General features: G+C 57.2%; 14 protein-coding genes and 1 pseudogene. 12 read left to right on the forward strand and 3 right to left on the reverse strand.

Annotated elements, in window-relative coordinates:
• Window positions 1-140: 140 nt before the first annotated feature.
• A complete protein-coding gene (locus V7730_RS05315) occupies window positions 141-542 on the forward strand; it encodes a hypothetical protein (RefSeq protein ID WP_335746552.1) in 402 nt (133 codons plus the stop codon).
• Here V7730_RS05315 and V7730_RS05320 read toward each other — a convergent pair.
• Window positions 539-1,909, reverse strand: a complete 1,371-nt coding sequence (locus tag V7730_RS05320; protein ID WP_335746553.1) for an MATE family efflux transporter — start codon at window positions 1,907-1,909, stop codon at window positions 539-541. The genes V7730_RS05315 and V7730_RS05320 overlap by 4 nt on opposite strands.
• Before the next feature lie 129 nt (window positions 1,910-2,038).
• Here V7730_RS05320 and V7730_RS05325 point away from each other — a divergent pair, with 129 nt between their 5' ends.
• Both V7730_RS05325 and V7730_RS05330 read left to right on the forward strand, forming a co-directional pair.
• Complete coding sequence (locus V7730_RS05325) at window positions 2,039-3,217, forward strand: alpha/beta hydrolase family protein (RefSeq protein WP_335746554.1); 1,179 nt, start codon at window positions 2,039-2,041, stop codon at window positions 3,215-3,217.
• The gene (locus V7730_RS05330; protein WP_335746555.1) at window positions 3,210-4,079 is read left to right on the forward strand and encodes an alpha/beta fold hydrolase; all 870 of its coding nucleotides are present in this window, start codon (window positions 3,210-3,212) and stop codon (window positions 4,077-4,079) included. The genes V7730_RS05325 and V7730_RS05330 overlap by 8 nt, the downstream gene beginning before the upstream one ends.
• On the opposite strand, the gene V7730_RS05335 is transcribed toward V7730_RS05330, so the two are convergent.
• On the reverse strand, window positions 4,076-4,684 hold the full coding sequence (locus tag V7730_RS05335) for a carboxymuconolactone decarboxylase family protein (RefSeq protein WP_335746556.1): 609 nt from the start codon (window positions 4,682-4,684) through the stop codon (window positions 4,076-4,078). The genes V7730_RS05330 and V7730_RS05335 overlap by 4 nt on opposite strands.
• A gap of 254 nt (window positions 4,685-4,938) precedes the next feature.
• Here V7730_RS05335 and V7730_RS05340 point away from each other — a divergent pair, with 254 nt between their 5' ends.
• The 7 genes from V7730_RS05340 to V7730_RS05370 all read left to right on the forward strand — a co-directional run bounded on the left by V7730_RS05340 (window position 4,939) and on the right by V7730_RS05370 (window position 12,579).
• Window positions 4,939-5,976, forward strand: coding sequence for a LacI family DNA-binding transcriptional regulator (locus V7730_RS05340; protein WP_335746557.1), 1,038 nt, complete (start codon window positions 4,939-4,941; stop codon window positions 5,974-5,976).
• Window positions 5,977-6,068: 92 nt separating this feature from the next.
• Window positions 6,069-7,388 (forward strand): ABC transporter substrate-binding protein, encoded by a 1,320-nt coding sequence (locus V7730_RS05345; protein WP_335746558.1) that lies wholly within the window; start codon window positions 6,069-6,071, stop codon window positions 7,386-7,388.
• Between the two features lie 157 nt (window positions 7,389-7,545).
• Window positions 7,546-8,412, forward strand: coding sequence for a carbohydrate ABC transporter permease (locus tag V7730_RS05350; protein WP_335746559.1), 867 nt, complete (start codon window positions 7,546-7,548; stop codon window positions 8,410-8,412).
• Window positions 8,413-8,426: 14 nt separating this feature from the next.
• Entirely contained in the window at window positions 8,427-9,257 is an 831-nt protein-coding gene (locus V7730_RS05355) for a carbohydrate ABC transporter permease (protein WP_335746560.1), read from the forward strand.
• Window positions 9,258-9,341: 84 nt separating this feature from the next.
• A complete protein-coding gene (locus V7730_RS05360) occupies window positions 9,342-10,346 on the forward strand; it encodes an ABC transporter ATP-binding protein (protein WP_335746561.1) in 1,005 nt (334 codons plus the stop codon).
• Window positions 10,343-11,116: an L-iditol 2-dehydrogenase gene (locus tag V7730_RS05365; RefSeq protein ID WP_335746562.1), complete on the forward strand. Its 774-nt coding sequence runs from the start codon at window positions 10,343-10,345 to the stop codon at window positions 11,114-11,116. The genes V7730_RS05360 and V7730_RS05365 overlap by 4 nt, the downstream gene beginning before the upstream one ends.
• On the forward strand, window positions 11,116-12,579 hold the full coding sequence (locus V7730_RS05370; RefSeq protein WP_335746563.1) for a mannitol dehydrogenase family protein: 1,464 nt from the start codon (window positions 11,116-11,118) through the stop codon (window positions 12,577-12,579). Before V7730_RS05365 ends, V7730_RS05370 begins: the two co-directional genes overlap by 1 nt.
• Before the next feature lie 31 nt (window positions 12,580-12,610).
• Here V7730_RS05370 and V7730_RS05375 read toward each other — a convergent pair whose 3' ends face one another.
• Window positions 12,611-13,279: a dimethylsulfonioproprionate lyase family protein gene (locus tag V7730_RS05375; RefSeq protein WP_335746564.1), complete on the reverse strand. Its 669-nt coding sequence runs from the start codon at window positions 13,277-13,279 to the stop codon at window positions 12,611-12,613.
• A gap of 182 nt (window positions 13,280-13,461) precedes the next feature.
• On the opposite strand from V7730_RS05375, the gene V7730_RS05380 reads away from it, so the two are divergent.
• Together V7730_RS05380 and V7730_RS05385 are read left to right on the forward strand one after the other, a co-directional pair.
• Window positions 13,462-15,423 carry a DNA gyrase/topoisomerase IV subunit B gene (locus V7730_RS05380; RefSeq protein WP_335746565.1) on the forward strand — a complete coding sequence of 654 codons (1,962 nt, stop codon included), beginning with the start codon at window positions 13,462-13,464 and terminating at the stop codon, window positions 15,421-15,423.
• 93 nt (window positions 15,424-15,516) lie between these two features.
• Window positions 15,517-15,742: pseudogene (locus V7730_RS05385) on the forward strand (IS256 family transposase); the annotation flags it as partial.

The following is a 15,742-nucleotide window of genomic DNA, read 5'->3' on the forward strand; positions in this document are numbered from 1 at the left end:
ACGTAAAGCATGGAAAATTCAGGAAATGCTTGCATTATTGCCATGACCTGACAGAACTGCGCCTGACTGTTTGTAAGTGGCTTTGCCTGTGATGCGACTGGTACTCGCCACATACCAGAGCAATTTTGTGAGGGTATCCGATGGCTGAAAAGTTGCCAGAATATTACTTCCGAGTACGCGAGAACGGGGCATTTGTCTTCCGTCTGGATACAGAAAACCGCCAGCGGCGGATAGAGATGGATCAAATTGCCGTCGTCAATATGCGCAATGGCGAGATCAAACCGCATGGCGACCGGACGCTCAGCGCAGCTGACATCGACGCGATCAAAAGCTGGATGACAGAACGCGCCCAAACATTGGCCTACCGCGAGATCGACGATATATTTCGCGCGATTGATTACCTCAACAACACAACCCATTGGGTGCAATCACGGGCCACGGACGAACAGCTTGAGGCAGTGACAGACAATTTGCTACTGGCGATGCATGACCTACGCAGCACGTTGGTCCGAAAAAAGGCCGACCGGTTGATGAAGGGTTAGGCAGCAGCCTGACGCCGACGGATACGGGGCAGCACGCCGCGCCAGAACCGCAGGTTCAGCAATATTGCAGCCACACCAAGCCCGATACCCAGACCGGCCCAAATGCCGATACCTTCTAGCCCCAGCGTAAAGCCCACCAGGTAAGATGTCGGCACGCCAATCCCCCAATAGCTGATGGCGGCATAGATCATTGGCATGCGCGTATCCTGAACGCCGCGCAATACGCCAAGGGCGATGGCCTGCGTCCCGTCGACCAGCTGGAACAACCCAGCCATAAACAGGATGCCCACGCCAATTTGCAAAATCTGGTCCCGTGCAGGGTCGTCGGCCAGAATGAAAATGCCGATGAACGCTTCGGGGAACAAGAAAAACAACAAAACAGTGATGACCGAAAAGATCAGTGACATCGCCGTGACAACCTGCGCACCACGCGAAAGATGCGCAGCATCGCTGCGTCCGTATGCATTGCCCGCACGCACAGTGCCGGCGTTGCTCAACCCCAAATGCACCATGAAAGTAAGCGAGGCGAGCTGCACCGCAATGCCGTGCGCGGCAAGCGGGATCGTCCCCAGCCAGCCCATCATCACAGCCGACGCTGCAAACAGTCCGACTTCGCTCAGCGATGTGACGGAGATAGGCCAACCAAGGCGAAACACCTGCGCCATCATATCCCAATCCGCGCGCCACAGACGGCGGAATAAATCATGTTGCGGCACGAAGATGCGGACATACAGGACCACTCCAACCAACGAGATGATCTGTGTACTAAGCGATGCAATCGCCGCGCCAACCACGCCCAATTCGGGTGCGCCCCAGTTACCGAAGATCAGCGCATAATTGACCACGGCATTCGCAATCGCCGCCAAGACGGTAATCCACAGAACCACCTGAGTACGTTCAAGCGCGGCAAGATAGCTTTTTAGCACCATAACAAACAGCGCGGGCAAAATACCCCAGCCCGCCACAGCCAGATAACCAGAGCCACGGATCACCACATCCTCTTCCTGCCCCATCAGACGCAGGATCGGCTCAGCAAAGATCATCGCCGGCAATGCCAACACCGCAAATCCAAAACTCAGCCACAGCCCCATGCGCGTGGCACGACGGATTGAGGTTTCATCCTCTTCCGCCTGAAAGGAGGCGACCATCGGCATCACGGCCCAGGCGAAGCCGGAACCGAAGATGAAGATCACAAAGAAATAGGTGGAGGCCAGCGTGACGGCCGCCAGCGACTCGACCCCGTACCAACCCAGCATGACGGTATCGGTCACCCCGATGGCCATTTGGGCCAGATGCCCGCCAATGAGCGGCAAGCCCAAAGTGGCGATGGCCTTGGCGTGGCCGGAGGTAGACATGATCTTTCTCATCGTTTCTGTCTAGGCTCTGGAGCTTCACGGCGAAAGCCGTGAAATGAACGCGCAGGCAATATTGTGATGTTGCGTCATTTGGACAGGCAGTGATTGTGTGGAGGGCTTGCTCCGGCTTAGGCTTGCACAATGAATACAACCGCCCCCCAAACCCGCATCGACCGCATCACCCCCTACGCACCAGAGTTGGCGGCGCGCGGCCCCCACCGGATTGGTGTTCGCAGCACAGTGATCACACTGAACGATCAACCGGATGTGGCAGCCTCAGCGCCAGACGGGGCTGAACGGTCACTCCCGTTAGAAATCTGGTATCCGGCAGCGGAGGACACGGCGGCGGGCGGAACCTATGACACGCTGTTGCGCTGCGGAGAGCGGCGCGCGGTATTGGTTGGGCAAGCCCGACGTGATGCGCCAGCGGCAACTGATATGCGTGCGCCCCTGATCGTGATCAGCCACGGCTATCCCGGCAACCGCTTTCTGATGGTGCATCTGGCCGAAAGCCTCACGGGGAAAGGCTATGTTGTGGCAGCGTGCGACCATACAGCCAGCACCTATGACGATCAGGATGATTTCGGCATCACATTGCTGCACCGCCCGCTTGACCAACGCGGCGTGTTGGAGGCGATGGCACAGATGGGTGGCGACATCGGCGCGCTGGTCGATTGCAACCGCGCAGGCCTTATTGGCTATTCCATGGGCGGCTACGGTGCGCTTATCACTGGCGGTGCGGGCCTGACGGAAGCCGCTGTGGGTTTCGAACGCGCACCCCCTTCTCGCCTACTGGCGCGTCACGTGGCAGGAACAGCCATCCATGCGTCACTTATGGATCATCGGTTTAAGGCCATCATTCCCATCGGCCCTTGGGGAGGGCTTTACGGGATGTGGGATCCCAAGGGGTTGGCGGGCTTGCAGGTGCCCACGCTCATCATGGCTGGCACCGACGATAATGTTTCAGGCTACGCTGCGATGCGCGAGATATTTGAAGGCGCCACCAGCGTTGACCGGCATTTGCTTAGTTTTCAACACGCAGGCCACAATGCTGCAGCCCCCTATCCGGCGCCGGAAGCCTCTTACACTGTGTCAGAGAAGCTCGGCTGGGCCCCGTTCGAGCATTACGGCGATCCGGTCTGGGATACGGTGGTAATGAACAACATCGCCCAGCACTACGCTGTAGCGTTTTTCGGGCAGCATCTAAAACAGGACGCCGACATGGCCGCATATCTGAACGATGGCTTAAAAGGATTTCGCGAAGGCACACACGCCGGCCTGCGGTTCGAGAGCTTACACGGGGAGAGAGACAATGGTTAAGCAGTGGACAGAAACAACGGAGCTGAATGGCCAGCAGTTCTTTGTCCGCCATTGGGGCGACAAGGATGCGCCAAAGCTACTGATGCTGCACGGCTTTCCGGAATACTCCGGCGCGTGGGCTGATCTTGCACCACTGCTGGGTACGCGCTTTCACTGCATCGCCCCCGACCAACGCGGTTACGGGCAAAGCTGGCGACCGGCGGAGGTGGAAAACTATAAGGCCGCGCTGCTGGTGTCGGACATGGTTGCCTTGATCGGTGATGAGCCGGTGATCGTACTAGGCCATGACTGGGGCGCGTCAGTGGCCTATGCGCTGGCCATCTCACGGCCTGATCTTGTGTCCAAATTGATCATCATGAACGGCGTGCACCCTGCACCATTCCAGCGCGAGCTGGCAAAGGGCGGGCCGCAAACGGATGCGTCACAATACATCCACTTTCTGCGCCGCGAAGGATCCGAAGATATTCTGGCCGCAGACGATTTCGCCAAACTCATGGGGCTGTTTTCGGCGCATATGGATATGGACTGGCTTCAGGGCGAAACGCTGGCAAACTACAAGGCCGCATGGCGCGATGCGTCTGGTTTGCGCGGCATGGTCAACTGGTATCGCGCCTCACCACTAAAGCTGGGTAAGACGGGCGAACCCATTAACGGGCTAAGCTTTGACCCTGCGCGCCTGCAAGTGTGCTGCCCGCATCTGTTGATCTGGGGTACGGCCGACACGGCGCTAATGCCCGCCGCGACCGAAGGGCTGGAAGAATACGCGCCCGATCTCACCCGCGTAGAAATTGCGGGTGTGGATCATTGGCTACACCATCAAAAACCCCAAGAGGTGGCGGACGCGATCCTCGGCTGGCTTTAGCGGTGGTTCCAGTCGTCAGGATTGTCCGAGTTGTTGGGGCTTAACCCGATGACATCGCCATCGGTCGAGCATCCAAGCCCCAGCACCGTGCGGTTGGCGTAAGAGAAATACGCCATCACCTGATTGATCTCCAATATCTCGCCATCTTCCCAGCCAGCCATACGCAGGGCTTCGACGTCCATCTGCACCATATCCGCAGGGCTCTGCGTGAGCCTTTGCGCATAGCGCATCGCCGCATGCTGGCCCGCGTCCAGCGGCATGGCGGGGATGTCTCCCGCCTCAATCGCGTCGCGCAGCGCGTCCGAGCGTGGATCATCGCCGAGCAGCCGCTTCATACCCGCAAAGTGATGCTCAACACAGTAAGCGCAGCCGTTGAGATGCGAAACCCAGACTCCCAACGCCTCAAGAAACCACTTGGGGATTGTGTTGCCACTGTGGTGCAGGATGTATTTGTACACCGCCATATGCGCTTCCATCGTGTGCGGGCGCAGCGAATGCACCATCATGATGTTGTCGACATTATTATCAGGGCCAGTAACCCGCCTATAAAGCTGTTTGAGCTTGCCAGTAGCAGCGTCGAAGGGAATGGTTTTGATCCAGGCCATAGGGAACTTTCGGTTCAGGGTGCATTCCATCTAATCCTAGAAGGGAAGCATGGACTACGCATGTGTTGCCTTCAATAACTTGGACTTTTCCCACGACAGCAAATCCGAAGGCTCTTGCCCGACTTGCTGCCTGCTACCCGCACCTCAGAACCTTGTAAAAATTTTCGTCCATAAAAGTTTTCGCGTGTAAATTTTATGGACAGGCATATTCATATTGCTATGGTAACAACTAACAACTTGGAAGGAACACCACCGTGACAAAGCCCCGGATCAAAACAATGGAGGAGCTATCGGTTGCGATAGGCGTCTCCCGCCCAACTCTGTCGCGTTTCTTTCAGGATCCGAGCCTCGTCAAAAAGAAAACAATCGACCGGATCGAGGAAGGCCTGGCGCAAGTGGAGTACGTACCGAACTTCTTTGCCACGCGGCTAAATCGCAAATCTACCGGCATCATCGGCGTCATCATCCCCTACCTCAATGATTTGTTCTTCACCAAACTTCTGGAATCGGTCGAAGTTGCCGCGATGGAGGCTGGACTTACCGTCATCACGCAGTGCTCGCACTCGGACCCCGCGATCGAAGCGCGCGCTGCGGAGACATTCATGTCCATGAACGTCGATGGCGCGCTAGTTGCACCTTTGGGCGATCAAAGCGACCAGTCAGCGCTGCTTAGGCTTAAGTCGCGCCTGCCATTCGTATTGATGGATTCACGCCCGAAAACGATGCCTAACATCGACTTCGTTGGCACAAATCACGCACAAAGCACTGGTTTAATTACTGAATATCTTTGCCGCGTTGGAGAACCTCCGATTTTCCTTGCTATGCCACGGGTAAATTTCAACGCGATGGAGAGGGAGAATGCCTACATCGCGAAGATGGAAGAGCTAGGGTTCGAGCCGCAAATTCTGGGCACCCGCCTAAGAGGCGATGACTGGCACTTTGAAGATCACGGGCAGGCAGTTCTAGAAGCGGAGTTCGCCAGCGGTCACTTAACGGAGCGGTCGATTCTCTGCGCAAATGACCGCGTTGCCATCGGCGCACTGCACGCCGCAGCGCGGCATGGACTGACGCCGGGACGCACGGCAAAGGGCGGGCTACGGATCGCCGGCCACGACGACTACCCGCTGTGCCCCTATCTTTACCCGGCACTTACAACCGTGGCCCAGAACACCGATGCCATTGGCAAAAAGGCAGTTTATCGGATTTTGCAGCTTATCGGTGGCGAAATTTCGAACGATGATCCCGAGATTACCCTGTTTGACGGGCATCTTGAGCTGCGCCAATCCGCTTAACGACGCGACGCAGCAACCAGATGGTCAAAAAATAACTTCTTGACGCAAGGCAATCTTAGCTCTTAACTTTACGTGTGTAAAAAAAGGACACCATGTCTATCAAGAGAACACTGCTGACCAGCGCCGTCAGCTTTGGCCTTGCTGCAGGAATTGCATCCGCAGAAAGCCACGCCACAACAATCACCATCGCGACCGTCAACAACGGCGACATGGTCCGCATGCAGGGCCTGATGGATGACTTCAACACAAAGCACCCCGACATCAACGTCGAGTGGGTCACCCTCGAAGAGAACGTGCTGCGTCAGAACCTGACGACAGACATCTCCACCGGTGGCGGTGCATATGACGTCATGACCATCGGGACATACGAAGTGCCAATCTGGGCAAAGAACGACTGGCTCGTTTCACTCAACGAAGGCATGGCTGACGATTTCAATGCGGGTGACCTGTTGCCAGCGATCGCGGGCGGCCTGACCGTTGACGGCAACCTCTACGCATCCCCGTTCTACGGTGAATCCTCGATGGTGATGTACCGCACCGACCTGATGGAAAAAGCAGGTCTGGAAATGCCGGACGCGCCAACATGGACCTTCATCAGTGAAGCGGCTGCTGCAATGACAGACCGTGACAACGACATCAATGGCATCTGCGCACGCGGCAAAGCGGGCTGGGGCGAGAACATGGCCTTCCTGACGGCGATGTCCAACTCCTTCGGCGCGCGCTGGTTCGATGAAGGCTGGAAAGCACAGTTCGACTCCGAAGCATGGGCGACAACGCTTAACTTCTACCTCGACATGATGAATGAATCCGGTCCATCCGGCGCAGCGAACAACGGTTTCAACGAAAACCTGACACTGTTCCAACAGGGCAAATGTGGCATGTGGATCGACGCGACCGTGGCAGCATCCTTTGTGACAGGCGCGGATTCCACAGTAGCGGACAAAGTTGGCTTCACACTGGCACCCGACAACGGTCTGGGCCCACGTGGCAACTGGCTCTGGGCATGGTCGCTGGCGATCCCTGCCTCCTCCGAAAAGCAGGACGCAGCAAAGGCGTTCATCTCATGGGCAACAGGTCCGGACTATGCCGCGCTGGTCGCGGGTAACGAAGGTTGGGCGAACGTCCCTCCCGGCACACGCACGTCGCTCTACGAAAACGAAGAGTACCTTACTGCGGCGCCTTTCGCACAGACAACACTCGACAGCATCCTGTCTGCTGACCCGACCAACCCAACGGTTGATCCGGTTCCTTACACAGGCGTCCAGTTTGTCGCGATCCCCGAGTTTGCAGGCATTGCCACGCAAGTGGGCCAGCAGTTCTCTGACGCGCTTGCGGGCAACCAGACCGCAGCAGAGGCGCTTGCCAATGCTCAGGCTCTGACCGTCGAAGAAATGGAAGCAGCAGGCTACTAAGCCCTACCGCTTCGTCGGGCAGCGTATCCGCGCTGCCCGACACTCGCCGCCCCTGTCACCGCCCACCTGTATCCAAACGCGAACCTTTCGAGAGCTTCTTTAGAAGTTCCCGTAAGCTTCGATATCTATTTCCAACTCTCATACGAGGAGCATCATCATGGCGACTATGCACTCCAGATCTGCGGCACGCTTTATGATCACACCGGCGGTCTTTTTGTTGCTGGTGTGGATGCTTGTGCCACTGTGCATGACACTGTATTTTTCATTTGCTGACTACCGCCCGTTGCGCGCCACGTTCGAGCCATGGATCGGCTTTGACAACTATGTGCGCTTTGTCAGTTCCTCGTCGTTCTGGTCTTTGATCGTTACGACGTTGTGGATGGTTGGCGGCATCCTGTCGATCACGATCGTCGGCGGCGTGTTGATGGCGCTGCTGCTGGACCGCCCGATGTTCGGGCAAGGGCTCGTGCGTATTCTTGTCATTGCGCCCTTCTTTGTCATGCCGACCGTGTCTGCGCTGGTGTGGAAAAACATGCTCTTCAACGTAGATAACGGCCTATTTTCATATCTTTACAAGTTCTTCGGCGCGCAGCCATTCGACTTTCTCAGTCAGGCACCGATGCTATCGATCATTGTGATCGTCGCGTGGCAATGGCTGCCTTTCGCCACGCTGATCTTGCTAACGGCGGTCCAATCGCTGGACAGCGAGCAGCTTGAGGCCGCTGAGATGGACGGCGCACCAGCCCTGTCGCGCTTCCGCTTTATCATCCTGCCACACCTGAGCCGCGCCATCACTGTAGTGATCCTGATCCAGACGATCTTTCTGCTGTCCATCTTTGCAGAGATCTTCGTGACCACCAACGGCGCCTTCGGAACCCGCACGCTGACATACCTAGTCTACCAGCGTGTGCTCGAAAGCCAGAACGTAGGCCTTGGGTCTGCGGGCGGTATCATCGCCGTCATCCTTGCCAACATCGTCGCGATCTTCCTGATGCGGATCGTCGGCAAGAACCTCGATAACTGAGGGGGAGTAGTATCATGGCCCGTGCCATCACCACCAAACAGAAACTCATGTGGACCGTCCTTGCCTGGGGCTTTGGCCTGCTGATGTTCTTTCCCATCCTGTGGACGTTCCTGACCTCGTTCAAAACCGAGGCAGCAGCGATCTCTGATCCGCCTGTCTGGCTGTTCTTTGACTGGACGCTGGGGAATTACACCGCCGTACAGGAACGCTCGAACTATCCCAAGGCGCTGATGAACTCGATCATCATTGCGGTTGGTTCGACCTTTCTGGGCATTCTGATCGCGGTTCCTGCGGCATGGTCCATGGCCTTTGTCCCCGGCAGGCACACCAAAGACGTACTGCTGTGGATGCTGTCGACCAAGATGCTGCCTGCGGTTGGTGTGCTTTACCCACTGGTGCTGCTGGCCAAATGGCTAGGCGTCATGGACAGCCGTATCCTACTGATCGTGGTGCTGATGCTGATCAACCTGCCGATCATCGTGTGGATGCTTTACACCTACTTCAAGGAAATCCCCGGCGAGATTTTAGAAGCGTCGCGGATGGACGGGGCCGATCTGCGCGCAGAGATCCTCTATGTGCTAACCCTAATGGCCCTGCCCCGCATCGCATCAACCGTTTTGCTCAACATCATCCTTGCATGGAACGAAGCATTCTGGACCATTTTGCTAACCACAGTGAATGCCGCTCCGCTGACGGCTTTCATTGCCAGCTTTTCGGCTCCAGAGGGCCTGTTCTATGCCAAGCTTTCGGCCGCTTCGATGATGGCCATCGCACCGATCCTTGTCATGGGTTGGTTCTCGCAGAAACAGCTTGTTCGGGGTCTCACCTTCGGGACCGTCAAGTGATCCGATCCAGTCAACAATTCACTGCGGAGGCGGTTGACCAACGATTGGTCCAGCCCCTCCCCCGCCAAACGGGAGAACGTAAAAATGGGGAGCATAAACCTCAATCAGGTCACCAAAAGCTTTGGCGACACGCAGGTCATTCCTCCGCTTGATCTGGACATCAACGAAGGCGAATTCGTGGTCTTTGTCGGCCCTTCGGGCTGTGGTAAATCTACATTGCTCCGGCTGATTGCCGGGCTTGAGGATACAACCTCGGGTCACATCAGCATCGATGGTCAGAACGCAACCGAACTGCCCCCCGCCAAGCGTGGCCTTGCGATGGTTTTCCAGTCCTACGCGCTTTATCCGCACATGTCCGTGCGCAAGAACATCGCTTTCCCTATGCGGATGGCAAAGATGGATCAAGCCACGCAGGACGCCAAGATCGAGGCCGCCGCCAAGGCGCTTAACCTCACCGATTATCTGGACCGCAAGCCGGGCCAGCTGTCCGGTGGCCAGCGCCAGCGTGTTGCCATTGGCCGCGCGATTGCACGCGAACCTTCAGCGTTTCTTTTTGACGAACCTCTGTCAAACCTTGATGCTTCTTTGCGCGTCGGCATGCGCCTTGAGATCATGGATCTTCATAAAAAGCTAGAAACAACAATTTTTTACGTGACTCACGATCAGGTCGAAGCCATGACAATGGCTGACAAGATCGTGGTACTTCAGGCTGGTGTGATCGAACAGGTCGGCTCCCCGCTTGAGCTGTACCACGCGCCACGCAACAAGTTTGTGGCGGGCTTTATTGGGTCGCCCAAGATGAACCTCATCGACGGCGCGGAAGCTACAAAACATTACGCCACGACCATTGGCATCCGCCCAGAGCATCTGACCGTCTCCAAGACGGAAGGCCTGTGGAAAGGCCGCGTTGGTGTGGCAGAGCACCTAGGCTCGGACACGTTCATACACGTCCATGACACAGGTCTGATGGACATGATGACAGTGCGCATCACCGGCGATATCGAGGCAAAGCACGGCGACACGATTTACCTCACTCCGTTGGCCGACCAGATCCACCGTTTTGACGCCGCGGGGCTTCGCATCGCATGAAACGACTAGAAGGAAAATCCGCCCTGATTACGGGTGCCGCACGCGGCATCGGGCGCGGGTTTGCAGAGAAATACATCTCTGAAGGGGCCACCGTGGCAATAGCCGATATCAACCTTGAAGCGGCGCAGCAGACCGCGACTGAATTGGGCAACGCAGCCTATGCCGTGCAACTTGACGTAAGCGATCAGGCCAGCATCAACGCAGCGATGGCATCGGTTGTGGCGCATGCGGGCAAGTTGGACATCCTGATCAACAACGCAGCCCTTTTCGATGCGGCAGAGACGGTCGATATCACGCGAGAAAGCTATGATCGGCTCTATGCCGTCAACGTGGCCGGCACGCTGTTCACGATGCAAGCAGCCGCGCGCCAGATGATTGCCCAAGGTCACGGCGGAAAGATCATCAACATGGCTTCCCAAGCAGGGCGGCGCGGAGAAAGCCTTGTGCTTGTCTATTGCTCGACCAAGGCGGCTGTTATCTCGATGACGCAGTCAGCCGGCCTAAACTTGATCCAGCACGGCATCAACGTTAACGCGATTGCCCCAGGCGTGGTAGACGGTGACCACTGGGTCCATGTCGATGCGATGTTTGCCAAGCTGGAAGACAAAAAGCCCGGCCAGAAAAAGGCCGAGGTCGAAGCAGCAGTGCCTGCGGGACGCTTTGCTGTGCCGAGCGATTTGACGGGCATGGCGGTTTTCCTCGCCTCGCCCGAGTCCGATTATATTGTGTCCCAGACGTATAACGTCGATGGCGGACAGTGGATGAGCTAATGAAACTGACCCTTGAGAACCTTGCGCAACTGCCCGATTGCGTGCGAGTTCCCTCCTATACACGCAGTGATCTCTCTGCCGGCATCGTGCATATTGGCCTTGGGAATTTTCACCGTGCCCATCAGGCGTGGTACTTGCATCGTTTGATGGATCAAGGGCTGGCACATGATTGGGCAATTGTCGGTGCAGGCGTGCGCGCGGCAGATGATGCGCAACGCACCAAAATGCTGGCTCAAGACTGCCTGACCACCCTGATCGAGCTTAGCCCATCGGGGCAGTCGGCAGAGGTCACAGGTTCAATGATCGGGTACGTTCCGGTTGAAGCGCAAAATACAGCCCTGATTGCGACGATGGGACAACCAGAGGTCCGCATCGTCTCTTTGACAGTGACCGAGGGCGGATATTACCGCTCGGGCACAGGCCAGTTTGATGCGGATCACGCAGACATCCAGCATGATGCCGCCAATCCTCAGTCACCAAAAACGGCATTTGGCGCGATGGTTGCCGCCCTTGCGCAGCGCCGCGAAGCGGGCACCGGCCCCTTCACCTGCCAAAGCTGTGACAACCTGCAAGGCAACGGTGACATCCTTCGCCAAACGGTACTTGGCCTTGCGCAAATGTCCGATCCCGCGCTTGCCGCATGGATCGACAAACACGTCACTTTCCCCAACTCCATGGTCGATTGCATCGTCCCCGCCACAGGCCCAACCGAACTGGCACTGGCGCGCGATTTCGGCATCGAAGACGATGTGCCGGTCACGCATGAAAGCTTTCGCCAATGGGTCACCGAGGATAAATTCTGCGCAGGTCGCCCTAATTGGGACAAGGTCGGCGCGACCTTTACCGATGATGTCCACGCCTTCGAGGCGATGAAAATTCGCATCCTGAACGGCGGACACCAGTTGATCGCCGATGCTGGTGACGTTCTGTCCATTGAATATATCTCAAAGTGTATGGAACACTCACTGGTCGCAGATTTCTTCCGCAAGGTGGCCAAGACCGAGATCGCATTGCAGGTAAGCCCCGTTCCCGGCATGACGCCCGAAGCCTATGTTGATCTGATCAGCTACCGTTTTTCCAACCCCAAAATCGTGGACACCGTGCGGCGCGTGGCCTTTGATGGCTCGTCCAGACAGACAGGATTTATCCTGCCGACCCTGCGGGATGCCGTAGCGCGTAACACCCCCCTCGAAGGTCTTGTGCTATCGCAGGCGATCTGGGCGCGGATGTGCGAGGGATCGCGTGAGGACGGAACGCTCATTGCGCCCAACGATCCGTTCTGGGATCAGCGCAATGCCGCCGCTGTTGCCGCCAAATCCAATCCCCAAGTTTGGCTGGACCAGCAGGAAATCTACGGTGATCTTGCACAAAATCCCACCATCCAGAAAAGCTTTAATTGGTGGTTGTCGCTGATCTGGTCAGAGGGGCTGGAGACAGTCCTGCGGACCTATATCAACGGTTAAAACAAGAGCCGCGCGAAGGTGGACGCGCCAATCACTTTCGCACGCGTGTGAAAACCATCTTCTGCTGATGCAGATCCGCTTTGTCTCCGATCCACGCGTAAGCCAGCAGCGCTGGCTCACGATCTCCCACCGTAATGCGGTGCAGATGGTCAGGCGGGTTAAAGACCATCGAGCCAGGAACATAAACGCCCTGATGGTTCTCTGACACGGCACCAGACAGGCAGACATAGCTTTCGGTGATACCCTTATGGGCGTGGGCGGGATAGGTACAGGCCGGCGCAAACAGAACCACACCCAAAATAATTTCCTCACTCAGCACAGGGCCGTTTTGCCCTGCAAGTTCGGCGTAGGCATAGCTGTTGGCCAGCCCTTTTGGCACTTTTTCATAGCCGTACTGCCAGCTAAGCTGTGTGTCGATCGCGTCTAGCGCCCGCACAACAGGAGCCAGCACCCCTTGCCGCCCTTCGTCGAGCGCGCGGCGCAGATGGGCCGTGACCGGCTTTTCAGCCCTTGGTTGCAGTTGCACAATGGCATCCTTGCGCATTAGACGGCCGATGGCTTCGCGCACTTTGCGCTGGTGGCTGCGGATGCGGTCGCTGCCGCCTGCGGGCAGATAGCGGTAAAGCTCCTCGTACTCCTGCAACAGATAGCGCCAGTCAGGCACGTCGCGCAGAGTCTGCGTAGTTACGGGGTTATCCATGGCTCGGCTCCATCTGTTAGTGTTTGGGTAGCCTGTGCATTGCCTTCCGAAAAGAAAAAACTGCCACAATCCTCGACGATCCCTGTATTTGGTTGTGGATTAAGCGATCACGGCGATTGCCCCGCCGCGCGGAGCCTGTCAAAATGGCCGCCAATCAAAAGCAACAGCAGCAGGCACCCCTCATGTCCGATCTTCTCTCTGGCGCGCAGCCCGGCAGCACTGACTATGACGCATCCTCGATCCAGGTGTTGGAGGATATGGAGCACGTGCGCCTGCGGCCCGGTATGTATATCGGCGGCAAAGACGACCGCGCCCTACACCACATGGTAGCCGAAATCATCGACAACTCGATGGATGAAGCCGTGGCCGGACATGCCTCGTGGATCGAGCTTGAGTTGCACGCAAACGGCCATGTCACTGTGCGCGATAACGGGCGCGGCATCCCGATTGATCCCCACCCAAAAGATCCCAGCAAATCCGCGCTGGAGATCATTTTCTGTACCCTCAACGCGGGCGGCAAATTCTCGGGCGACAACTATGAGACATCGGGGGGCCTGAACGGTGTTGGCTCCTCAGTCGTGAACGCGCTCAGTGATCACTTGCGCGTCGAAGTTGCGCGCAACCGTGAGCTGTTCGCGATGGAATTCTCTCGCGGCGTGCCACAAGGGGCGCTGATCAAAGTAGGCGCTGCCCCCAACCGGCGCGGGACCGCCGTCACCTTCCACCCCGACCCCGAGATTTTCGGCAATCTGCAACTGCGCCCGTCAAAGCTGTTCGCGATGGCGCGCTCCAAGGCGTTCCTGTTCTCCGGCGTCGAAATCCGCTGGAAATCCGCCCTGCCCGATGGTGATACGCCGCTTGAGGCGACGTTCCACTTCCCCGGCGGTTTGGCTGATTACCTCAACGAAGTACTGGGCGGGTCCTCCACCTATGCCGACGCGCCGTTTGGCGGCACCGTGGATTTCAAAGAGAAATTCGGCCAGCCCGGCAAGATAAACTGGGCGATCAACTGGACCCCGGCACGCGACGGGTTCATACAGTCCTACTGTAACACCGTCCCTACGCCAGAAGGCGGCACCCATGAGGCAGGCTTTTGGGCCGCGATCCTGAAAGGGATCAAGGCGTACGGCGAGCTGGTCGGCAACAAAAAAGCCAGCACCATCACCCGCGAGGACCTGATCACAGGCGGTTGCGCGCTGGTGTCCTGCTTTATCCGCGAACCTGAATTCGTGGGCCAGACCAAAGACCGCCTAGCCACCGTGGACGCGCACCGCATGGTTGAGAACGCCGTTCGCGACCACTTTGACAACTGGCTGGCCGCGGACACGAAATCCGCAGGTGCGATCCTCGATTTCCTTGTGCTGCGCGCCGAAGAACGCCTGCGCCGCCGTCAGGAGAAAGAGACCGCACGCAAATCAGCCACCAAAAAGCTGCGCCTGCCCGGCAAACTGACCGACTGTACATCCAAGACCCGCGAAGGCACCGAGCTGTTCATCGTGGAGGGCGACTCGGCCGGTGGCTCCGGCAAAGGGGCGCGCAACCGCGTGAACCAAGCACTGCTGCCGCTCAAAGGTAAAATCCTCAACGTGCTGGGCGCTGCCTCCAGCAAGCTGCACACTAACTCCGAGATCAACGATCTATGCGAGGCGCTGGGTGTGGGCATGGGCACGAAGTTCAACCTCGAAGATCTGCGCTACGACAAGATCATCATCATGACCGATGCGGACGTGGACGGCGCACACATCGCCGCGCTGCTGATGACGTTCTTCTACACGCAGATGCGTCCCATGATCGACCACGGCCACCTCTATCTGGCCTGCCCGCCGCTCTACCGCCTAACCCAAGGCGCGCGCCGCATCTATGTGACCGATGACGCCGAGAAAGACGCCGCGATGGATAAAGGCCTTGGCGGCAAAGGTAAGATCGACGTGCAGCGCTTTAAAGGTCTGGGCGAAATGGACGCAAAGGATCTCAAAGAAACCACCATGGATCCCGCGACCCGCAAGCTGATTAAGGTGAATGTGCAGGAAGACGTAGCAGGCCAGACTGCTGATCTAGTCGAGCGCCTGATGGGCAAGAAGCCGGAACTGCGTTTCCAGTATATTCAGGAGAATGCGCGGTTTGTGGAGGAGTTGGACGTTTGAAGATTAACCTTAAAAGAGATCGAGAGAGAGTGTCTGACCTTCTGTGTATGAGTAATGTAGCCCATGCTTCACCAACGAAGGAGCATGACGACAATGCCGATTTCCAAGGAACTACTGGACGAGCTACTTAGCGGCGTTGAACGGCCCGAGGATTTGCTGGGCGACAAAGGCCTGATGAAGGAACTGAAGGTCCGGCTGATGGAGCGAATGCTGGGCGCTGAGTTGACCCAGCATTTGGGCTATGAGCCGCATGGTGAACCCGACAGTCTGAAGTGGTCCGGCAAAATTGGACAGCGTGCTAAGATGTATCCAACCCGAA

Origin of the sequence: Sulfitobacter sp. (assembly GCF_036961165.1) — a bacterium.
Lineage (GTDB): Bacteria > Pseudomonadota > Alphaproteobacteria > Rhodobacterales > Rhodobacteraceae > Sulfitobacter.